We start from the raw sequence: 20754 nt of genomic DNA, 5'->3' as shown, positions 1-20754 counted from the left end.
CCAGTGAAAAGTGTAGCTTTGCGCCCGCTGGACACAATCTGAATCTATGGAACGCAGTTGACAGTAGCGGCGTCAGCCAGCGAGCAGCGCACTGGCGCCGCCGACGGCGTCATGCTCCGCCACCCAGTGTCCAGGACCGACGGGGATCAGCTGGGCCTGGTATTGCTCGGCTTCCGGGTCGTCGATGACTTTCGACTTCAGGAAGCGGAGCGCTGCGCGGCTGTCGAGCGGGCTCGGCAGGTCCCCCGTCAGGCGGAGGCGTTCGCGGGCGCGTTCACCCTTCGGGTCTGCATTCGGAACGGCAGCGATCAGCGCCTTCGTGTAGGGATGGCGCGCCTCGGTGTAGATCGTATCGCGGCCAGCGAGCTCGACGACGCGGCCGAGGTAGAGCACCATGATGCGGTGGCTGATCTGGCGGACGACGGCGAGGTCATGGCTGATGAAGATCATCGCCAGTCCGAATTCTTTCTGCAGCTCGATCAGCAGGTCGACCACCTGCGCCTGCACTGACACGTCGAGCGCCGACACGGCCTCGTCGCAGATCACCAGCTTGGGTTTCAGGATCATTGCGCGGGCGATGCCGACGCGCTGGTTCTGGCCGCCCGAAAGCTCATGCGGGTACCGGTTGATGAGGTTCGGGTTGAGGCCGACACGGGGCAGGATTTCGCGCACGCGGGCTTCGCGCTGGGTCTTCGACAGGCCGGGCTCGTGCACCTGCAGAGGTTCGGCAATCGAGGCCCCGATGGTCATGCGCGGGTCGAGGCTGGCCAGCGGATCCTGGAACACGATCTGCAGGTCGTCGCGCAGCGCGTCCATCTCGCCGCGGCTCGCCTTCGAAATATCCTTGCCGAGCCAGGCCACGGTGCCAGCCGTCGGCGGGATCAGCCGCAGCACGCCGCGCGCCAGCGTGGACTTGCCGCAGCCCGACTCGCCAACCACGCCCAGCGTTTCACCGGGGCGGAGGTCGAAACTCACCCCGTTGACTGCCTTCAGAGGTTTCAGCTTGCCGAACAGGCCGCCTTTCACCGGGATCGGGAAATGCACCTTCATGTCATTCACTTCGAGCACCGGTGGAACGTCCGGGGCAGGGGCGGGCGACAAGGCGGCGCGCCCGGGCGGGTCGGGCAAGTCGATGCGCGGCACGGCGGCCAGGAGCATCTTCGTGTACTCGTGCTGCGGCGAATAGAAGATGTCGTCGGTCTTGCCCTGTTCGACGATCTCGCCATGGCGCATGACGATGACCCGGTCGCACATGCGGGCCACGACACCCATGTTGTGTGTGATCAGCACGATGCCCGTGCCGGTCTCGCGCTTCAGCTCGTCCATCAGTTCGAGCACTTGTGCTTGTACGGTCACGTCGAGGGCAGTCGTCGGTTCGTCGGCGATCAGCAGCTTGGGGCCGCACAGCATTGCAATCGCGATCATCACGCGCTGGCGCATGCCGCCGGACAGCTCATGGGGAAACTGGTCGAGGCGGCGCGCCGCCTCCGGGATGCGGACGTGTTCGAGCCACTCAACGCAGCGCCGGGTCGCCTCTTCGCCCTTGATGCCCTGATGCAGCGCGAGGATCTCGCGCATCTGCGCGCCCACGGTCATGTGCGGAGTGAGGCTGGTCAGCGGGTCCTGAAAGATCATCGACATTTCGGCGCCGCGGATGGACCGCAACTGGGCCTTGGTGGCGGTGATCATGTTCGTGCCGTTGAACAGGATTTCGCCTGACGCGCGACCATTCTCCGCCAGAAGGCCCATGGCGGCGAGCGCCGACTGGCTCTTGCCCAAGCCGCTTTCGCCCACGATTCCGAGGCATTCGCCGGCGGCAACCTCGAACGAGATTCCCCTGACAGCGTTTACTTGCCCGTCAGCAGTTTCGAAATTTACGGCGAGGTCTTTTACGGTCAGGATTGTCATGCCCAACGAGTAGCGGCCACAGTCCAGCGCGCAAGGGGCGTGCCGCAGAAACAGATGCGCCGCGCCGGGCGGGACCCAGGCGCGGCGCTACTGACAAGCGAAGGGAGCTTCTGCCCCCATCACCCTCAGTACTTGTAGGCGAGACCGACCCCGACCACCAGCGGATCGATGTCGACATCAGCATTGACCCGGGCGCCGAGGGCGGTCGTGAAATCGACCGTGACGTCCGAATTGATCCAGATCTTCTTGACGTCGGCGTTGACGGCCCAGCCGCCCGCCTTGCCATCGAGATCATAGTCGAAGCCGACCTGCAGCGCGGGGCCGAAGCTCGGGTCGTAGCTGATGCCGTCGGCGACCGGGCCTTCGTCTTCATTGAAGAAGAAGGTCGCGTTCACGCCAGCGCCCACATACGGCTTGAATTTGCTGCCGGTGTCGAAGTGGTATTGCAGCGTCAGCGTGGGCGGCAGCAGCCAGACATCGCCGAGGTCCACTGTTGCATTCGTCAGGGCGCCCGGCACGGTCACGTTGACGGCGCTGACATCATGCGGGGTCACCGCGAGGATCAGTTCAGCCGCAATATGGTCGGTGAAGAAGTAGGAGATGTCGAGTTCCGGCACGTACTGGTCGCCGATGTCGGCATCGCCCTGCAGGTGGGCGCCGCCGACTGAGAGCTTGGCGGACTCGTCGGGTTGCACGGCCAGCACGCGGGCGCGCAGCATCCACGGATTGTCTTCGGCGGAGGCGGACGCGCTGAGGCCGGTCCAGGCAGCGCTTGCCATGAGGGTCGCGAGAAGGATCTTTTTCATTGGTATTGTCCTTGTTTTCCAGGAGGGATGGCTTTCCTTACGCCTCTGTAAAATAAGACAAAATCGGCCACCTTGCCGCGCGTCGGCGCGTCGCGCGGCACGTGCGCGCGCTTAGGTAATCGTCCGTATTGAGACAAAAATCAGGGCAGCACAGATTGGCGGGATATGCCGGAAGCCAGGCGCGCCGCCGCAATGCCCCAAGGAAAGGCTTGAACTTGCCGGCGGCAGTTGGGAAACATGCCCCAGTTTCCCGAACCCGCCAGGAGTGCGCCCGATGCCCGTCATGAACTTCCTCACCCAATGCGTGTTCGACTCCGGCGCGCTGAAGCAACTCGCTGCGCTTGCCAAGAAGAACGGCATCACCCGCCCGTTCATCGTGACGGATGCGGGCATCAAGGCGTCGGGCATCCTGGCGAAGGTCGAGGACGCGCTGGGTGTCGCGCCTGCCGGCGTCTTCGCAGAGACGACTTCCAATCCCACCGAAACGCAGACCAAGCTCGCGACACAGGCCTACAAGGCCTCGGGCGCCGACGGCATCATCGCCGTAGGCGGCGGTTCTTCCATGGACCATGCCAAGGCGATCGGCCTGCTCGCGTCCCATACCGATCCGCTGGAGACCTATGCTGCCATCATCGGCGGCGCCAAGAAGATCGGAAAGATCCCGCCGCTGATTGCCATCCCGACGACGGCCGGCACGGGCTCGGAAGTGTCGGTCGGCATGGTCATCATTATGGAGAATGGCCGCAAGGAGACCTTTGCCTCTCCCAACCTCATTCCGGTCGTGGCGCTGTGCGACCCCGACCTGACCCTCGGCCTGCCCGCCGGGCTCACTGCGGCTACCGGCATGGACGCCCTGACGCATTGCATTGAGGCCGTGCTTACCCCCTCGATCAATCCGCCTGCGGAAGGTATCGGCTATGATGGCGCCCAGCGCGCCTTCGGAATGGGAATGCTGAAGCGCGCCGTTAAGGACGGCTCCGACGCGGAAGCGCGCTGGCACATGATGATGGCAAGCTATGAAGGCGCGCTCGCTTTCGTCAAAGGCCTTGGCGGTGTACATGCCCTCAGCCATGCGGCTGGACGGCTGGAGCAGAAGAAGCTGCACCACGGCACGCTGAACGCCGTGTTCCTGCCGCACATCCTTCGCTTTCATCAGGGTGCGGCGGACGAAAAGTATGTCCGTATGCGGCAGGTCATGGGCCTGAAGGCCGGCGCCGATCTCGCGGATGCGATCCAGGATCTCAACAACGACATCGGAATTCCGAAGAACCTCTCCGCCATGGGGCTTGAAGCCTCCGATGCGCCAGGCATTGTCGACTATGCGCTGAAAGACCTTGCCCACTTCGGCAACCCGCGCCCGATGAGCGCGGATGATTATGCCAAGGTCTACGAAACGGCGCTCAAGTAGGGAAGGCTGGTGCGATGGCGCGCAAGTTTGCGCCAATCCTGAAAATGGCTGCCGGTCACCATGGCGGCGAGAAGGCCGTGCTCGCGAAGTCGGCGAACACGCACGCAGTTCGTAATCTCGCCAAGGTGCCGGCGGACCGCCTGCTGTCGGAGATGACGCGCTGCGTGTTCAACGCAGGCTTCAACTGGAAGGTCATTGAGGCGAAGTGGGCAGGCTTCGAAGCCGCCTTCGAAGGCTTCGACCCGGCCAGGCTCGCCTTCTTCGGCGACGAGATGCTCGACCGTCTGGTGTCGGATGAGCGCATCGTGCGCAATGGCCAGAAGATCAAGGCCTCGCTTGAAAACGCGCGCTTTGTCGCCGAGGTCGAAGCGAAGGAGGGGGGCTTCGGCAAGTTCCTTGCGACCTGGCCAGCCAGCGACCAGATCGGACTGATGGAGGTACTTAACAAGCGGGGCGCGCGCCTCGGCGGGGCAACGGCGCAGTACTTCCTGCGCTTCGCAGGTTGGGACGCCTGGATCGCGTCGGGCCATGTTTGCGCGGCTCTGGCGCGCGAAGGCGCGCTCGCCAAGCCGCAGGCCACCAGCAAGCGCGACCTTGCCGCGCTGCAGGCGGCGATCAACGACTATCACGACGACAGCGGCCTGCCGCGCGCGCAGATCAGCCGCCTGCTGGCGTTCAGTGTCGGCTGATCACTCGGCTTCCAGCACTGGCAGGCCCAGCGCCGATTCGACATCGGCCCAGTTTACCACCTTGAAATTCTGGTCGCGTCCGGATTGCGGATTTCCGTCGTCCTGCACCATCAGGATGCCGCGCGGATATTGGGGCAGGGCGCCCGAGAAAACGTCGAGGCCGTCCGTGTGCGTCACTTCGTCGATGCCGAGCGCTTCATTGGCGGCGACCGAGAAACTTCCCTTGGCCGTGTGCGGCGCTTTGCGATCATAGACCACGAAACGATTGTCCGTCTGCGCGGAAACCACGATCCAGCCGGCGCCGTCCTTGCCTCTCCAGATCGACACGCCTTCGACATCCGCCACGAGGCCGGCTGCGCCGCCGATCACGTCAATGATCTCGGGCGCGGGCTGTGAATCCCGGTACGCGATCTTCCAGAGGCCGCGGTTCTCTTCGCCGACGAAGAGGAGGCCCTGCGTCTCGTCGAACACGCAGCCTTCAAGCTGCGAGCCAAGCTGGACAGTGGTTACGAGGTCTGCGCCGAGCGCGCCCGCTGCAACATTCAGCTGCCAGATCTGGACGAGACCGTCCTTGTACGTCACGCCGGCGAGGTCCACGCCATTTTCACGGCCTTGGCAGATGCCGTAAGGTTCGACCGTCTGCGTCGCGAGATCTCCGGCATGGGTCACCGTGCCAGTCGTCCGGTCAACGAAGAACACGGAGATTGCGTTCACCTGGTCATTGCTGGCGACCGCGACATCAAACGCACGGTCCGCAGACTGACGGATATCCACGTTGTTGATGCGGCCTATCGGCAACCGCTGCTTCTCGGTGCCGTCGAGCGTATAGACGACCAGTCCTTCCTGCTTGTTGGTGCCGAGAATCAATGACTGCGACGCATCCGCCGGGTTCAACCAGAACGCCGGATCATCGGCGGCGTCGCCCGCCGCGCCTGCGGGCGCCGTCTCCACGGCGGCCATCACCACGACCTGTCCATCGATCATCGGAGCGGTGTGCGTGGCGCAGGCGCTGATCAAGCCGAGGGCAGTCGCTGCCGCTGCAAGGGAGAGACGATTCATGGGCCGAATCCTTCAGTAAGCCTGGATGAGCGGCCCCATAGCGCGCAGCTGTGACAGAAAAGCGACTGTCACAAATCTTGGATCAATCCGTCACTCGGTTGCGAAGAACCGGTGGTAGCGCCCGCTCTGCAACAACTGGGGTCTACCATGAAAACCAAGCTCAACCTGCTCACCGGCGTGAGCCTCGCCACACTCTGCCTCGGGGGCGGATTTGGTGCAGCGCATGCCGACACCGTGCGCGGCGCCATCAAGGACGCCACGGGCACCGCGCCGCTTGAAGGCGCGCTCGTCTCCATCGACGAAATCGGCCGCACCACTTCTTCTGATCGCTTCGGCGCTTTCCGCTTCGCAAACGTGCCCGCCGGTGACTACACGGTTACGGTCTCGTATGTCGGCGCGCCGCGCGTCACCCGCGAAATTACGGTGGCCGAAACAGGCGAGGTTGTGCTCGATCTGGCAGTCGGTGAAGACGTCCGTTATCTCGACAACATCCTCGTGGTTGGATCGGCCGCGGCCCAGGCCGGTGCGATCAACCAGCAGCGCGCCTCTGACGCCATCATCTCGGTGATCGACTCCGACGGCCTCGGCAATTTCCAGGACACGACGGTTGCCGATTCGCTGTCGCGCGTGCCGGGCCTTTCCATCGAAACAGACCAGGGCGAAGGCCGCTACGTTTCGATCCGCGGCATCAATACCGATCTTATCGCGTCCTCGATCAACGGCGTGCGCACGCCGTCGCCGGAAGACCGCCGCGGCGTTCTGCTGGACGGCGTACCGTCGGACCTGCTCGACTCGATTGAAGTGCAGAAATCGCTGACGCCCGACGTCGATGCCGATACCCTTGGCGGCATCGTGAACATGCAGACGATCTCGGCCTTCGACCGCGGCGGCCGCTTCGTGCGCGCCAAGCTCGAAGGCGCCTACAACGACATAACCGAAGACGTTTCGCCGAAAGGCACGCTGACTTATTCGGACGTGTTCGGTGAACGCCTCGGCGTTGCGCTTTCGGTCAACTACCAGAAGCTCGGCATCCAGGCTCATAACAACGAGACAGGTGGCTGGGGCGAAGTCGACGGCGCTGACTTCCTCGTGCCGCAAGCCGGCACTTATATCGTGCCGAACGATGACTATGAGCAACGCTTCTACGACCTGACGCGCGAACGCCTCGGTTTCGTTGGCAACGTCGACTTTCACGCGACCGAGAATACCGACCTCTACGCCCGCGTGCTGTGGAACCGCTACGTCGATGACGAAGTCCGCAACCTGTTCGAGTTCCGGGAGTTCGACGAAGAGGTCGTTGCGGCGACCGACAACACGGTCTCGATCCGCCGCGGCGAGGTTGATGCCGCCGTCCGCCAGCGCGAGGAAGTGCGCCGCCTGCAAACCTACGCCCTCGGCGGAGATACGGTCACCGGCGACTGGAAGTTCGACTACGAAGTATCCTACGCCTATGCCGAGGAAGACGACTCCGACAACCACGACACAACCTTCCGTTCGGCGCCCGAATTCCGCGACAACCTCGTCGGCGCGATAACCTACGACTACTCGAACCCGCAGCGGCCGATCATCTCGGGCCCGGCGCTCGCCTTCCTCAATGATCCGTCGAACTATGTGATGGATTCCTACGAGCGCGAGTTCACGACCACGGAAGACAGCGAATGGGGCGCGAAGTTCAACGTCAGTAAGGATTCGGTTCTTGCCGGCGTACCGGTCACCTGGAAAGGCGGGCTGAAACTGCGCGACCGTGAAAAGGTCCGTGACCAGAACGTTGTCTACTACGACCTCGGCGGCCTCCAGCTGACCGACTTCATCACCTCGACCAGCCCGCTGTCCAACTGGCGGATGCGCAACCCGATGTACCAGTGGCCGGATGCCGGCCTGACGGCTGCGCTGCGCGCGACGCTCACACCGGCCGACATCATCGAGGAAGACACTGCGCTGGACAGCCTGTCGGGCGACTACACGATCGACGAGCAGATCCTCGCCGTCTACGGCATGGGCACATTCGATTTCGGCCCGATGACGGTGGTGGCCGGCCTTCGTTCGGAGACCACGAAGGTCGACGCAACCGGAAACATCTTCACCGAGGGCGATACCGCCGCAACCGTGGCCAAGCGCAACTATTCGGATGACTACACCCATCTCCTGCCGAGCGTGAACGTGAAGTACGCGTTCAATGACAAGCTGATCGGCCGCGCGGCGTACTACGCCGCCGTGGTCCGCCCGGCATTTGGCGAGATGGCGCCGCGCGTCCTGTTCAACGAAGACCGCGACGCCATCGAACTCGGCAACCCGGATCTCGATCCCTACGAAGCCGACAACTTTGACCTCTCGATCGAGTTCTATCCGACGAAACTGTCCGTCCTCTCGGCCGGTGTGTTCTACAAGCAGATCGACAACGCGATCTTCCCGGCGACGTTCGATATTGCCGATGTGCCGGCCAGCATCGACCTGTCTTTCCTGTCGGTGGCAGACCTTGCGGGGCTCACTGAGATCTCGACCTATATCAACGCCAACAAGGCCGAGCTGTATGGAGCAGAGTTCAACTATGTCCAGCAACTCGACTTCTTGCCGGGCCCATTCGACGGCTTCCTCGTTTCGGCCAACTTCACGCTGACCGATTCGGAAACGACGCTGCCGGATGGCCGCGAAGTGCCGCTCCTGAAGCAGACCGACACGACATGGAACGTCGCTGTGGGGTATGACAAGGGACCGTGGGACCTGCGCGTTTCGGCGAACTTCCGCGGAGACTATCTCGACGAGCTGTTCGGCGAGACGAGCTCCGGCGTCAGTGTCGATCGCTACACGGACGACCGCCTGCGCCTGGAAGCGTCGGCCAAGTACGATATCAACGACGAGATGCAGGTCTTCGTTGAAGGCAAGAACCTCACCGACGAACCGGAATACTACTATCACGGCGATGAGCGCCGGCTGTCGCAGTATGACGAGTTCGGCAAGACGATCGTGTTCGGCGTACGCCTGACCTACTGATCCGTCAGCAGAGCGATAAAACGGGCGGGCCGCAGCAGAACGCTGCGGCTCGTTTCCGTTACCTGGCGGCTTTCCACCATGCCTTCAGGCGGGCGGCGTGGTCGCCGGGCGTTTCCCAGGCGAGTCGTGCAGCGATCCGGAAGGCCCGGCGAAGCGCGCGGCGGCGAGCCTTGGCAATGCCAGACAGCGTGGCGGACAACTGGTCTGCAGGCAGCACATGCGCGGGCAGGGCGCCTACTGCCTCTTCGAGCAGACCGAGATCACGCCAGAGGCCGAGATCGTTTCCAAGCCGCTCGCCCGCCTCTGCATAGGCTTCCATCATTTCCGGGAATGCGGCGCGCAGCAGCAGCGTCTGATACCAATGGTCCTTCGCCCGCTTGCGGAACTCGTGCACCGGCTCCTCCGATTTCGCGGATCGTGCGACCGCCATCGATCTTCGAAGGCGATGCTGGCATCGCTTCACACCGGGTGCCAGCGCCTTCCAGCCTTCCGCTTCCAGCGTCCAGAATTCGGCGCGCGCAGCAATCGTCTTCATGTCGCGCCCGAACGCCGCCAACAGGCGGCGCTGGCTGGCGGCCGATACCGAGGTGGATGATGCGAGCGCCTCGCTGAGCGCACCTGTCACCGCGGCGCCAAGCTCCAGCCCGGCCAAGGTCTCCTGTAACGCGCCCTTGTCACGCAGGGCGGAGAGTTGGCCGGCTGCCGCACGCAGCGCCGCGATCTCGTCGTGGGCGCCGGGCAGGACCGGAGCTGTCAGGCGCAGCAAGGCGCGCAACCGTTTGGTGGCCTTGCGTCCTTCATGCACTTTTCTGTCGAGCGGCAGGGCCTTGTCGGCCAGCGCCGAGCGGACATGCGCGAACTCTTCCGCCGCAATGCGGCGCACCGCGTCGGTCATCGACCTGTCGCTTCGCGCGAACCTGTAAGCCATCGTCCCGGCCGCCTCCGCCCGTCAGATTGCACAGCCGCCGGGTTGCCGCCAACGCTCTCGCGCGGGCGGCGACTACAGGAAACTGGAGGCTGGATTTCAGGCCTTCCCGGCGCCCCGCGAATCCGCCGATAAAGAGCGACCATGTTCGAAACGCTGAAGCCCTACCTGAACAATCTCGCCCTGATCACTTGCGCGCTGGCGATCGGCGCGTCCTGGGTGGCGGCGGTCGTGTCGCCGAACCTCAGCTTCGACAAACTGACCGGGGCGCGGGCCGACGGTCATGTCCGCGAACTGATCCACCGCTGCAGCCCGCAACTTGGCTTCCTGATGGTGGTGTCCGGCGCGCTGTTCCTGTTTGCGGGCAGCCTGATTGCCGGGATCGTCGCATTGGTCGCGGCTTTCGGCTTCTATGCGACGCGGATGATGCTGGCACCCAAGGAAGGCAAAAATGCCCCCGGCGTACGCACCCGGCGCAAGGAACAGCGCGGCACATCGGTCGCCCTGTTCCTGACCTTCACGCTCGCGGCGTTGATCGCCGCCGGGCTCGGCTTCTTCGGCGTCTAGTCTTTCACCAGCCAGAGACAGCCCATCTCGTGCAGCTGCCGGAAGCTCTCGGTCGAACGTTCCGTGGCGGCGCGGGCGAGGCGGCCGGCCGTCTTGCGGTTCGCGGCAAGGGTCAGCACGCAGACCAGGACGCCGACGCCGGCAGTCCACCAGCCGACGGGCATCGCCGCCAGCACGCCCAGCAGGCAGGCAAGGTAGGCCAGCGCGTCGAGCACGCGCATCCGGACATCCAGCCAGCGGCCAAAGGGCTTCAGCAGTTCAGGCTGGCGGTGCAGCGCTTCGGCGTCGATCGCAAAGTGGGTGCCCGGGGTTTTTTCGAAGACCAGCGCCCGGGTCATCCGGCCGTTGTCGTGAGGGTTCGGATGGCAAGTCAGGAACATGGCAGATTCCTTCTGTTTCGGCCCAGCCGAGCCAGAAATAGCAGTCAGGCCTGAGCCGAATGTTCGCGCGACAGGAGAAAATTAGCGCTTCATCAATACCTTGCGTTAACCTTTGAAAATTGCAGGCGCGGAACTGAAGGCATTGCGGGATCGTAATCCCCGGCTTACGCTGCACTGCAACATGAAGGGTGATGAAGACGATGCTCTACTCACTTGTCGAAATGAACCGGGTCGCCATGGCGCCCATGCGGTTGATGGCCAGGGCCGGGCGCGCAGCGCTGGCCTCGCCCCTGAACCCCATGGGCCAGACCAGCTATGGCAAGTCGCTCGCCGCGATGGCCGACGTGTTCGAGAGCGCCACGCGCTATTACGGCAAGCCGGAATGGCGCATCGACTCGGTCCGCCTGAACAGCGTGAAGATCCCGGTCACGGCCGAGGCCGTCTGGCGGTCGCCCTGGTGCAGCCTCATGCACTTCCGCAAGGATCCGGAACTCCTTGCCTCGTGCCGCCGCCCCGGCGCGGCGCCGCTCCCCCGCCTGCTGATCGTTGCGCCGCTGTCGGGTCACTACGCGACGCTGCTGCGCGGCACGGTCGAGGGCTTCCTCGAGACGCATGACGTCTACATCACCGACTGGACCGATGCGCGCATGGCCCCGGTCTGGCTCGGCCGCTTCGATCTCGACGACTATATCGACCATGTCCGCAAGATGCTGACCCATCTCGGCGGTGGCGCGCACGTGCTGGCGGTCTGCCAGCCGGGCCCGCCGGTACTCGCGGCCATCTCGATGATGGCCGAGGAGGCAGACCCCGCGCTTCCGGCCACGATGACGTTCATGGGCTCGCCGATCGACGCCCGCCGCTCGCCGACCATTCCCAACAAGCTGTCGGAAGAGCGCCCCTTCTCCTGGTTCGAGGAGAACATGATCCACACCGTGCCGGCGCCGTACCCGGGCGTGCTGCGCCGCGTCTATCCGGGCTTCGTGCAACTCGCCTCGTTCATGAACATGAACTGGAACCGTCACGTCGACGCGCACTGGAAGTTCTTCAACCACCTCGTCGACGGCGACGGCGACAACGCCGGCAAGCACCGCGAATTCTACGACGAATACCTCTCGGTGCTCGATCTGACCGAAGAGTTCTACCTGCAGACCATCCAGCGCATCTTCCAGGAGCACCACCTGCCGCGCGGCATCTACCGCTACCGCGGCGAGCGTCTCGTGAAACCGTCCGAAATCCGCAACGTCGCGCTTATGACGGTGGAAGGGGAGAAGGACGACATCTCCGGCATCGGCCAGACGCAGGCTGCGCACGACATCTGCACCAACATTCCGCAAGACATGCGCACCGACTATATCCAGCCGGGCGTCGGCCATTACGGCGTGTTCAATGGTTCACGGTTCGAAACCGAGATTGCGCCGCGCGTCACGCAGTTTACCCGCCGCTTCGCCCAGAGGTCGGCAGACGAAGCTGCCGCCGCGAAGCGCTAGGCGCAACAAGAAGCGTCAAAATCGAGTAACTCGATCTCGGGGCCGAGGTCGCTGTCCTTGACCGGCTCTTCGCCGGCAAGCGCAGTCGACAGGTATTTCTTGTTGTCGTCGCAGAACACGGTCGCCACGCAGGCGTCTGCGCCCAGCCGGTCGGCGGCCATCACTGCGCCGATCAGGTTCGCGCCGGACGAAATGCCCACGGCCAGGCCCAGTTCGCGCGCCAGCCGCTGCGCCATCCGGATCGCGTCGCCGTCCGACACGGCAATCACATCGTTCAGTTCACGGAAGTTCACCAGCGCCGGAATGAAGTCATCCGAGATGCCCTGGATGCGGTGGCTACCCACCTTGTGGCCGGTAGAGAGGGTGGGGGACTCCTTCGGCTCCAACGGATGGATGCGCACATCCGGGTGAGCCGCGCGCAAGGCGGCGCCAACGCCCATCACCGTTCCCCCCGTGCCGACGCCGGCCACGAAGGCGTCCGGGACCAACTCGCGGCACGCGAGCTGTCGCAAAAGTTCCGGACCGGTTGTCTCGAGATGTGCCCGAGCATTGTCGCCATTCGAGAACTGGCAGGGCAGAAACACGTCATTGCGGGCGGCCGCCAACGCTTCCGTCGCCGCAATCGCACCAAGGAATCCGCCGGCTTCTCGGCTTACGAGGTTGAGGCGCGCATCAAGGCTGCGCAGCAGGCATTTGCGCTCCTCGCTCATCCAGTCCGGCATGAAGATTTCCACCGGATGACCGAGCGCCCGGCCCAGGGCCGCCAGCGCAATGCCGGCATTTCCGCTGGTCGCTTCCGCAATCGTGTCACCCGGTTGCAGCGCGCCCGACCGGTAGGCGCGCGTCAGGATCGACAGCGCCATCCGGTCCTTGATCGAACCCGTCAGGTTGTAGTGTTCGGCCTTGGCGTGGATCACATGCTCCCGTCCGCGAAAGCGCAGGCGCAGCGAGATCAGGGGCGTACGCCCGATCAGTGCCGCAAGGCTGCGCAGGCGCGCAGGCTCCGGAAACTGGCCCGGAAACCGGGATTCGGACGCCGGATCGAAAGCTCTGGCTGGAAGGGCTGACATGGAACGCTCCGTCTGGACCATTCCAGCATGCTTTCACATACGCGCGGTTTCATTGCGGAATTTTGCCGATATTCGAAGATTGTAATCAGTATTTTCGTGTCTTATGGGAATTTATGGAAAATATTGATGATACGGACCGTGTCCTTCTCCGCGCCTTGCAGGCGGACGCCAGCGAATCGCTTGAGGCGCTTGCCGCCCGGGCCAGCATTTCTGTGAATACTTGCTGGCGCCGGGTGAAGCGTCTTGAAGAGTCCGGCGTGATCCAGAAAAGGGTGGCACTTGTCGATCCCGAGCAAGTGGGGCTCGGCCAGACCGTCTTCGTCTCCATCCGCACCCGTGAGCATTCCGCAGACTGGGTCGAGCGTTTTGCGCGGGCAGTCCGCTCAATTCCGGAAGTCGTCGAGTTTTACCGGATGGCGGGCGATGTCGACTACCTGCTCAAGATACAGGCGGGCAGCGTGAAGGATTATGACCGCGTCTACCGCACGCTGATCGCGCGGATCGACCTCGCGGATGTCAGTGCGACCTTCGCGATGGAGTGTATCAAGAACACGACCGAACTGCCGGTCTGACGGCGGCGGCTTTCAGGGCGGCTGGCTGCCTGCCGACGCGAGTTGTGGATACGCCGCGACCGCGTGATCATGGCCATCCCCATGGTTATCGAGCACGCCTTCGTCGTGGATCGGCAGGGACAAGATCGCCAGCGCGAAAACCACGCCAACACCCAGCGCGCCCATTGCCCGCACAGGCGACGTTTCGCTCAGGGGCTCCATCATCGGCCCGGTTGCAACGTAGATCAGCAGTCCGGCTGAAACCGCATAGAGCAACGTGATGGTTTCCGCGCCCAGGCTGTTGACGAACAAGCCGGAAACCAGCGCGCCGAGCGGCGTCGTTGCCGCCGCCGCGAGGAAGGCCCAGACGAGCGCTTCCCGGATCCGGAAACCGTGCCGCGACAGGATGGCGAAGGCGATGATCCCCTCGGCGAACTCGTGCAGGATAAGGCCGAGCGAAGCATAGACGCCGGACTGGAAGCTCGCGGCAAACGAGACCGAATAGATGACCCCGTCGAAGAAGGAGTGCACGGCCACTGCGAGCAAGGGCGTGAAGGCTTGCGCGCGGACCATGCCCGCGTGCTCCGGAAACAAAGTGCGCATCGTGAAGCTGAGCAACAGCCCGCCGAAAAATCCGCCCAGCACGAACCTTGCTGCCGAACGGCTCGCGGCCATCGCTTCCGGCACAATGTGCAGCAGGCTTATGGTGATCAACATGCCGGCCGCGGATAACGCGAACAGGCCGGACTGGCGCGCCGACCATTCGCTGCGCATCGCCACGGCTACGAGGCCAAGCGATGTGACGAGGGCCGCCAGCAGGCCAAACGTTACGGAGGCCTGCAAGGCGACGGGCATTTCTGGCATTGTCCTGCGGTATGAACGTGGCGGTCTGCGACAGCGCCGGAACGCTCTTGCACGAATTGTTATAATGTTTCAATATTGACTTGGCGAGCGGATTCTTCTGGTGCGCCGAGTTTTGCCTTTGCCGCCCGGAGATGCGCATGACCCAAGTCACCCTTCGTGCCGCGCTGCTCGCGGCATCTGCCTTCCTGCTTGCAGCGTGTGGCGGATCAAAAACCGAGCCGGTTCCCACGCCGGCGCCTGTCGCCGATGTACCCGAAGTCGCATCCGAGCCTGCCCAAACAGATACGGAGGCCGGCCATGAGGAGCACGACGAGGAGTCGGCGGGCGGCGGGCCGCATGTGCACGGCCTCGCTGAACTCGCGGTCAGCCGAGAAGGCAATCGTCTCCTCGGCGAACTCGTCTCGCCGATGGCCAATTTCGGCCTCGCGGAATCGGATGCAACGTACACGGATGTCGTGACCGCTGAGCTCTCGGGCCTGGTCGAGATCGAGGGCGGCACGTGCGATGCAGCGGCGCCGCACCCCACAACAAATGTGCAGGCCGGCCACACCGACAGCATTGTCCACTTCACTTGGACCTGCGCGAAGCCTGATGATGTGCGGGCCATCAGGTTTGCCGGCTTCGAAGCTTTCCCAAGCTTCGAGACCGTCAACACTATTTACATCACCGATACACAGCAGCGCGCTGCTGAACTCACGCCATCGGCCCCCGAGCTGGCGGTCAAGTAAGGCGCGCATGAGCCAGCCCGTCATCGAAATCGAAAACGTTACCTTTGCCTGGAAGCAGGGGCCGCGGGTGCTGGATGTGCCCGCGTTTCGCATGGATGCAGGCGAGCGCGTCTTCCTGCGCGGGCCGTCCGGCTCGGGAAAATCCACGCTGCTCGGGCTGATCGCCGGCGTGCTTGCGCCGCAGTCCGGCGAGGTGCGCGTGATGGGCCAAGACATGGCCGCGTTGACACCGGCGCGCCGGGACCGTCTGCGGGCGGATCATGTCGGCGTCATCTTCCAGATGTTCAACCTCGTCCCCTACCTCTCGGTCACCGGCAACGTGCTCCTGCCGCTGCGTTTCTCGGCGGCCCGTCGCAAGGCGGCTGGCAGCGATCCTGAAGGCGAAGCCCGCCGCCTGCTCGCCCGACTTGGCCTCACCGACGACGCCCTGCTGAAGCGCCGCGTGTCTGATCTCTCGGTCGGTCAGCAGCAACGCGTCGCCGCCGCGCGCGCCCTGATCGGGGCGCCCGGCTTGATCATCGCCGACGAGCCCACCTCAGCGCTGGACGCCGATGCCCGCGACCGGTTCATCGCGCTGCTTTCGGAAGAGGTTGCCAACTCGCAGGCCAGCCTGCTCTTCGTCAGCCATGACGCGAGCCTCGCCCCGCTGTTCTCGCGTGCGGTCGATCTCGCGGCGATCAACCGGGCAGGGACGCCTGCATGACCGCGCTCCTGTCACTCGCCTGGTCCAGCCTTCTGAACCGCAAGGGCTCCGTCATCCTCACGATCGTTGCGGTCGCCCTGTCGGTTGCCCTGTTCCTCGGCGTGGAAAAAGCCCGCAGCGGCGCGCGCGAGGGTTTCGAAAACACCATCTCCGGCACCCACCTGATCGTCGGCGCCCCGACCGGTTCGGTGAACCTGTTGCTCTATTCCGTCTTCCGGATGGGCAATGCCACCGCGGAAGTGTCCTGGCCGACCTATGAGAAGATTGCGGCCCGCGGCGACGTCGCCTGGGCCGTCCCGATTGCCTTGGGTGACAGCCATCGCGGGTATCGCGTGATGGGAACGACGCCGGCCTACTTCGAACGCTACAAGTATAGCGGCGGCCAGCCGCTTCAATTCGCGCAAGGCAAGCCGTTTGACGACTTGTTTGACGCGGTCATAGGCGCCGACGTTGCCCGCGAACTGGGTTATGGCATCGGGGATCCGCTCACGCTCTCCCATGGGCTCGGCAACGCGGAGCTCGGCTCGGGCCACGACAACCGCCCGTTTCGGGTTGCCGGCATCCTGAAGCCCACCGGCACGCCGGTTGACCGCACGGTACACGTCTCACTGGAGGCGATCACCGCCATTCATGTCGGTTGGGAGACGGGCGCCAAAAACCCGCTTGCCGACACCATCTCCACCGATACGATCCGGTCGTTCAATCTCACGCCCAAGACTGTCACCGCGATCTTCGTCGGCCTGAAGAAACCGGGCTCGATTCTCACCACGCGACGGGAAATCAACACCAACAAGGGCGAGCCCTTGATGGCCATCATTCCCGGCGACGCCCTGCGCGAACTCTGGAGCGTCACGGCCGTGGCCGAACGCGCCCTGCTGGCGGTGTCCGCCTTCGTCATTGCTGTTGGCCTGGTGTCGATCCTGACCTCGATCCTCACCAGCCTGAACGAGCGTCGGCGCGAAATGTCCATCTTGCGAGCAACCGGCGCGCGACCGCATCACGTGTTCCTGCTGCTCGTGCTGGAAGCCGGCCTCGTCGGCTTCCTTGGCGCCTTGCTCGGGATTGTCCTGATCCACGTCCTGATCGGCGTTCTGGCGCCGCTGCTGCAGGCCCAGTATGGCGTCTCGTTCGGCGCGGGTCTGCCCGGGCCGGTCGACGCAATCGTGCTCGGCATCGTCACCACCGCCTCGCTGCTGATCGGCGCGGTGCCCGCCCTCACGGCCATGCGCCGCTCGCTGGCCGATGGCCTCAGCGTGCGGCTGTAAGTCATGGCATTTGTCACTGGTGCCGGCGCCGCGCGCCGATTATTTAGGATCGCATGATGAAAACGCTCCCCGCTTCCGCCCTTACCGCCGCCCTGATGGTCGCCCTTGCCGCCTGCGGCGCCGCCTCCACCTCCGAAACCGCCGAAGCGGCACCCGCACCCAAGGCGGCTCCCGCCGCGCCGGCGGTCACCGTCGCCGAGAACACGGCCGGTCCGCAGGTCGGCGACAAGATCGGCGAGACCGCCGCCGACCGCGCCGCCGCGCGTGAGGCGAAGGCGGCCGAACGTGCGGCTGCCACCAAGAAGAAGGATGCGGAACTCGCCGCCAAGGGCATCGAGCGTATCGGCTGGGAAGACCTGATGCCGGAAGGCGAGGAGGAACGCCTCGCCCAGATGTATCAGGCGCAGATGGCGATGCTCTATTCCGGCGCCGGTGTTGCCGAAGGCTCGGCTGCCGACACGGCCGTGCAGGTCGGCACCTTCAACACCGTCAAGGAACTCAACGGCAAGAAGATCCGCATCCCGGGTTATACGGTTCCGTTCGAGTATGGCGCCGACGCGCAGATCAAGGAGTTCCTGCTGGTCCCGTATTTCGGCGCCTGTATCCACTCGCCGCCGCCGCCGCCCAACCAGACCATCTTCGTCATCGCTGACAAGCCGATCAAGATGAAGGACCTCGCCCAGGCCGTCTGGATCGAGGGCACGATCTATACCCAGACGCAGGAGAGCGAACTGGCCGACGCGGCCTATACGATCAAGCTCACCTCGGTCGAGGAATACGAGTATTGAGCATTCACGACCCAGCCGCCGTCGAGGTCGTCGCCTGGGACTTTGACGGCGTCCTGAACCGCAATGTCCAGGACGGCAAGTTTGCCTGGTCCAGGAATTTCGAGCGCGATCTCGGCCTGTCGATCACGTCGTTCAGTGCCCACCTGTTCGGCGGCCGGTTCCAGAAGGCGATGGTCGGGGAGGCCTGCCTCGTCGAGATCGTCACCGACTGGACCCGCAAGCATGGCCACCATGGCCGCGAGACGGAAATCCTCGATTACTGGTTCAGCCAGGACAACCTGCCCGACGACGACACGCTGGCGATTGTCCGCGCGCTGAAGACCCGCGGTGTGCGCAGTGTCATGGCCACCAACAACGAGATCCACCGAACCAACTATATCGAGACCGACATGGGCTTCCATGCGCATGTCGAGCGCATCTTCGCGGCCGGCCGGATGAAGATCGCAAAGCCTGACACCGCCTACTTCGCGCATATCGAAGACGAACTGCAGGTTGCGCCCTCGGCGCTCCTGCTGGTCGACGACATGCACGAGAACATTCTTGCCGCCCGCGCGCGCGGCTGGCAGGCCTTCCACTTCACCGAAGGCGCACACGGGGCGCTTGCCGAAGCGCTCGGCGTGGCGGCCGCCTGACCTACGGGTTTTCGCCCAGCACGTAGCGCGGGCCGTTGCCTGTTGCGGCGATCCTGTCGCCCGCATTGTAGAGCGCGCATTTCTTCAGCGACAGGCAGCCGCATCCGATGCACCCGTCCAGGCGGTCACGCACCTGGGTCAGCGCCGAGATCCGGGCGTCCAGCGAGGCGCGGATCGATCGGCTGATACGTGCCCAGTCTTCGGCCGTCGGCGTGCGCTGGCTCGGCAGCTTCGCCAGTTCATCGCCGATGGTCTCGATCGAGAGGCCCAGCTGCTGCGCGATCCGGATGAATGAGAGCCGCCGGATATCCGCACGCCTGAAACGTCTCTGGCCGCCCGGGCTGCGGATCGGCGCGATCAGCCCGCGCGCCTCGTAGAAGCGGATGGCCGAAACGCTGAGCCCCGTGCGTGCGGCCACATCCCCGATCAGGAGCACGTCATCATGGCGCATGCACATTCTCTCGCATCGGCTATTGACCTCAATCTAGGTTGAGGTTTCAGGAGAGGGGCGTCAACCCTCTGAAGCTCCGGAAAGGACAAATGGACATGACGCAGGTCAGGATCGAACACGTCAATATCACCGTCAGCGACCCCGCGCGCACCGCCGCGATGCTGCAGGCACTATTCGGCTGGCATATTCGCTGGCAGGGCAGGGCTGCCTCCGGCGGGCACACGATCCATGTCGGTTCGGACACGGATTATCTCGCCGTCTATTCCATGCATCCTGACAGTTCAGGACGCGCCGGCTTCGCAAAAGGTGCGCCGCTCAACCATGTTGGTATCGAGGTCGATGATCTGGGCGCCATCGAGCGAAAGGTGATCGCGCAGGGCCTCGTCCCGTTCAGCCACGGCGACTATGAACCGGGTCGCCGCTTTTATTTCTTCGACCTCGACGGCATCGAATACGAAATCGTCAGCTACACCCGCGCCTGAGTGGTTCAGGCACCGTCCCGGCGCTTACGGACAAAAAAGAAGGGCGGCCTTTTGGCCGCCCCTCACTACTCTACGCGTACTCTACTGTTCACAAGAATGCAGGTGTAATCCCTAACACTCGATGAACGCCTTGGCGCACCTCTAGCTCTGCTTGGCGAGCAGGTTGCGGATTTCCTCAAGCAGCACTTCCTGGCGCGGCGGGGCCGGCGGCGGGGCTGCTTCTTCCTTTTTCTTCAGGTTGTTCATGCCCTTGATCAGCATGAACATGACGAAAGCGACGATCAGGAACGAGATCACGGCGCTGATGAACAGGCCGATTTCCATGATGGCCGCCGGCTTCACGACCTCGCCCGCCGAGTCCACGACGGCCGGCACGATCGTTACCTTCAGCGACGACAGGTCGATACCGCCCATGATCGGCGCCAGGACCGGCAGGAAGACGCCCTGGATGAAAGCAGTGACCACAGTTGCAAAGGCGCCGCCCATGACAAAGCCCACGGCCATGTCGATGAGGTTGCCCTTCATCGCGAACTCTTTGAATTCCTTAAGCATATTTGCCCCTTTCTTCGCCCCGGAGCGACGAAACTCCGTGTCCAGATTGCGGGGTTTGGACTCAGCGTCAAGCAAAGCCTGCATGAAGTCGCGGCAATGCAGGGGCGCTAGCGGGCTTCCGGGTCGTCGCCGCCATTGACGCGGGCCCGCAGTTCCTTGCCGGCCTTGAAGAAGGGCACAGCCTTGGCAGGCACCTTCACCGGCTCGCCGGTACGGGGGTTGCGCCCTTTGCGGGCATCGCGCTTGCGCACCGAAAACGCCCCGAAGCCGCGCAGTTCAACACGGTCGCCGCGCGACAGCGCGCCGCCGATTTCATCGAGGATGACGTTCACGACCTTTTCCACGTCTTCGTGACGCAGGTGCGGATATTCGGCCGCGAGCTTGTCGATGAGTTGAGACTTCAGCATCCTGTTGATATTAAACGCATTTGCGGCGGAAGCGCTAGGCC

General features: G+C 63.9%; 22 protein-coding genes. 12 read left to right on the top strand and 10 right to left on the bottom strand.

Annotation, left to right across the window (positions count from 1 at the left end; all coding sequences use genetic code 11):
- Nucleotides 1–72: 72 nt before the first annotated feature.
- Nucleotides 73–1908 (bottom strand): ABC transporter ATP-binding protein, encoded by a 1836-nt coding sequence (locus IPK75_05075; protein ID MBK8197722.1) that lies wholly within the window; start codon nt 1906–1908, stop codon nt 73–75.
- Between the two features lie 125 nt (nt 1909–2033).
- Complete coding sequence (locus IPK75_05070; GenBank protein ID MBK8197721.1) at nt 2034–2714, bottom strand: OmpW family protein; 681 nt, start codon at nt 2712–2714, stop codon at nt 2034–2036.
- A 274-nt stretch (nt 2715–2988) separates the two neighbouring features.
- On the opposite strand from IPK75_05070, the gene IPK75_05065 reads away from it, so the two are divergent.
- Nucleotides 2989–4122 carry an iron-containing alcohol dehydrogenase gene (locus IPK75_05065; GenBank protein MBK8197720.1) on the top strand — a complete coding sequence of 378 codons (1134 nt, stop codon included), beginning with the start codon at nt 2989–2991 and terminating at the stop codon, nt 4120–4122.
- A 14-nt stretch (nt 4123–4136) separates the two neighbouring features.
- Nucleotides 4137–4811 (top strand): DNA-3-methyladenine glycosylase I, encoded by a 675-nt coding sequence (locus IPK75_05060; GenBank protein MBK8197719.1) that lies wholly within the window; start codon nt 4137–4139, stop codon nt 4809–4811.
- Here the strand turns inward: IPK75_05060 and IPK75_05055 are convergent, their stop codons facing one another.
- Nucleotides 4812–5870 (bottom strand): phytase, encoded by a 1059-nt coding sequence (locus IPK75_05055; protein MBK8197718.1) that lies wholly within the window; start codon nt 5868–5870, stop codon nt 4812–4814.
- A 147-nt stretch (nt 5871–6017) separates the two neighbouring features.
- Between IPK75_05055 and IPK75_05050 the strand changes: the two genes are divergently transcribed.
- On the top strand, nt 6018–8861 hold the full coding sequence (locus IPK75_05050) for a TonB-dependent receptor (protein ID MBK8197717.1): 2844 nt from the start codon (nt 6018–6020) through the stop codon (nt 8859–8861).
- A gap of 58 nt (nt 8862–8919) precedes the next feature.
- Here IPK75_05050 and IPK75_05045 read toward each other — a convergent pair whose 3' ends face one another.
- A complete protein-coding gene (locus IPK75_05045; GenBank protein ID MBK8197716.1) occupies nt 8920–9789 on the bottom strand; it encodes a CHAD domain-containing protein in 870 nt (289 codons plus the stop codon).
- Between the two features lie 141 nt (nt 9790–9930).
- Here IPK75_05045 and IPK75_05040 point away from each other — a divergent pair, with 141 nt between their 5' ends.
- On the top strand, nt 9931–10353 hold the full coding sequence (locus IPK75_05040; GenBank protein ID MBK8197715.1) for a hypothetical protein: 423 nt from the start codon (nt 9931–9933) through the stop codon (nt 10351–10353).
- Here the strand turns inward: IPK75_05040 and IPK75_05035 are convergent.
- Nucleotides 10350–10733, bottom strand: coding sequence for a hypothetical protein (locus IPK75_05035; GenBank protein MBK8197714.1), 384 nt, complete (start codon nt 10731–10733; stop codon nt 10350–10352). The two genes, IPK75_05040 and IPK75_05035, sit on opposite strands and share 4 nt — an antisense overlap.
- Before the next feature lie 200 nt (nt 10734–10933).
- On the opposite strand from IPK75_05035, the gene IPK75_05030 reads away from it, so the two are divergent.
- Nucleotides 10934–12220, top strand: a complete 1287-nt coding sequence (locus IPK75_05030; GenBank protein MBK8197713.1) for a polyhydroxyalkanoate depolymerase — start codon at nt 10934–10936, stop codon at nt 12218–12220.
- Here the strand turns inward: IPK75_05030 and IPK75_05025 are convergent.
- Nucleotides 12217–13290 (bottom strand): PLP-dependent cysteine synthase family protein, encoded by a 1074-nt coding sequence (locus IPK75_05025; protein ID MBK8197712.1) that lies wholly within the window; start codon nt 13288–13290, stop codon nt 12217–12219. The genes IPK75_05030 and IPK75_05025 overlap by 4 nt on opposite strands.
- 113 nt (nt 13291–13403) lie before the next feature.
- On the opposite strand from IPK75_05025, the gene IPK75_05020 reads away from it, so the two are divergent.
- Nucleotides 13404–13862 carry an Lrp/AsnC family transcriptional regulator gene (locus tag IPK75_05020; protein ID MBK8197711.1) on the top strand — a complete coding sequence of 153 codons (459 nt, stop codon included), beginning with the start codon at nt 13404–13406 and terminating at the stop codon, nt 13860–13862.
- Between the two features lie 12 nt (nt 13863–13874).
- Here IPK75_05020 and IPK75_05015 read toward each other — a convergent pair whose 3' ends face one another.
- Entirely contained in the window at nt 13875–14696 is an 822-nt protein-coding gene (locus tag IPK75_05015; protein MBK8197710.1) for a ZIP family metal transporter, read from the bottom strand.
- 146 nt (nt 14697–14842) lie between these two features.
- Here IPK75_05015 and IPK75_05010 point away from each other — a divergent pair, with 146 nt between their 5' ends.
- The 5 genes from IPK75_05010 to IPK75_04990 are packed head-to-tail and all read left to right on the top strand — an operon-like array spanning nt 14843 to nt 18821.
- Nucleotides 14843–15433 carry a DUF2796 domain-containing protein gene (locus tag IPK75_05010; GenBank protein MBK8197709.1) on the top strand — a complete coding sequence of 197 codons (591 nt, stop codon included), beginning with the start codon at nt 14843–14845 and terminating at the stop codon, nt 15431–15433.
- Nucleotides 15434–15440: 7 nt separating this feature from the next.
- Nucleotides 15441–16136, top strand: coding sequence for an ABC transporter ATP-binding protein (locus IPK75_05005; GenBank protein MBK8197708.1), 696 nt, complete (start codon nt 15441–15443; stop codon nt 16134–16136).
- Nucleotides 16133–17401 (top strand): ABC transporter permease, encoded by a 1269-nt coding sequence (locus IPK75_05000; protein MBK8197707.1) that lies wholly within the window; start codon nt 16133–16135, stop codon nt 17399–17401. The genes IPK75_05005 and IPK75_05000 overlap by 4 nt, the downstream gene beginning before the upstream one ends.
- Before the next feature lie 56 nt (nt 17402–17457).
- A complete protein-coding gene (locus IPK75_04995) occupies nt 17458–18189 on the top strand; it encodes a DUF3299 domain-containing protein (GenBank protein ID MBK8197706.1) in 732 nt (243 codons plus the stop codon).
- Nucleotides 18186–18821 (top strand): HAD-IA family hydrolase, encoded by a 636-nt coding sequence (locus tag IPK75_04990; protein ID MBK8197705.1) that lies wholly within the window; start codon nt 18186–18188, stop codon nt 18819–18821. The genes IPK75_04995 and IPK75_04990 overlap by 4 nt, the downstream gene beginning before the upstream one ends.
- A gap of 1 nt (nt 18822) precedes the next feature.
- On the opposite strand, the gene soxR is transcribed toward IPK75_04990, so the two are convergent.
- The gene (gene soxR, locus IPK75_04985; protein MBK8197704.1) at nt 18823–19272 is read right to left on the bottom strand and encodes a redox-sensitive transcriptional activator SoxR; all 450 of its coding nucleotides are present in this window, start codon (nt 19270–19272) and stop codon (nt 18823–18825) included.
- Nucleotides 19273–19367: 95 nt separating this feature from the next.
- Here soxR and IPK75_04980 point away from each other — a divergent pair, with 95 nt between their 5' ends.
- Complete coding sequence (locus tag IPK75_04980; protein MBK8197703.1) at nt 19368–19754, top strand: VOC family protein; 387 nt, start codon at nt 19368–19370, stop codon at nt 19752–19754.
- 141 nt (nt 19755–19895) lie between these two features.
- On the opposite strand, the gene mscL is transcribed toward IPK75_04980, so the two are convergent.
- A complete protein-coding gene (gene mscL, locus IPK75_04975; GenBank protein ID MBK8197702.1) occupies nt 19896–20306 on the bottom strand; it encodes a large conductance mechanosensitive channel protein MscL in 411 nt (136 codons plus the stop codon).
- Between the two features lie 107 nt (nt 20307–20413).
- Complete coding sequence (locus IPK75_04970; GenBank protein ID MBK8197701.1) at nt 20414–20713, bottom strand: integration host factor subunit beta; 300 nt, start codon at nt 20711–20713, stop codon at nt 20414–20416.
- Nucleotides 20714–20754: the final 41 nt, after the last annotated feature.

Source organism: Acidobacteriota bacterium (assembly GCA_016712445.1).
Classification (GTDB): domain Bacteria; phylum Pseudomonadota; class Alphaproteobacteria; order Caulobacterales; family Hyphomonadaceae; genus Hyphomonas.
The sequence above is the reverse complement of the archived record's forward strand: the minus strand, read 5'-3'. Positions and strand labels throughout refer to the sequence as shown.